Consider the following 515-nt stretch of genomic DNA (forward strand, 5'->3'; position numbering starts at 1 on the left):
GATGCTGGATATACAGCTAAACAGTTAAAATATCTTGTATATACAGTTAAAGATTTCCGAGATGCTGGATATACAGTTCAGGAATTATTAGATGATGGATTTACAGATAAGGAATTAAAAGAAGGTGGATTTACAGCTAAGGAATTAAGAAATGCTGGATATAAAATAGAAGAATTAAAAGATGCTGGATATACAGCTAGAGAATTAAAAGATGCTGGATTTTCATATAAAGATTTAAGATTTGTTGCTGGTTATACAGATGATAAGGAATTAAAAGATGCTGGAGTTACAGCTAGGGAAATATATGAATATTTTCCATATACGTATAAAATTAATGATTTAAGAGCAATCGGGTATACAGCTAAAGAATTCAAAGATGCTGGAGTTACAGTTAAGGAATTAAGAGATGCTTTATTTACAATCGAAGAAATAAGATCTGCTGGGTATACAAAGGAACAATTAAAAGCTGCTGGATTTACAACAGTTTAGAAAGGAGTTTTTAAAATGGAAATTAA

General features: G+C 30.1%; 1 pseudogene. It reads left to right on the top strand.

Annotated elements, in window-relative coordinates:
* Positions 1-489: pseudogene (locus tag RI76_RS03055) on the top strand (type IVB secretion system protein DotG/IcmE); the annotation flags it as partial.
* Positions 490-515 lie beyond the last annotated feature (26 nt).

The sequence above is a fragment of the Milkweed yellows phytoplasma str. MW1 genome, assembly GCF_000309485.1.
Lineage (GTDB): Bacteria > Bacillota_I > Bacilli_A > Acholeplasmatales > Acholeplasmataceae > Phytoplasma.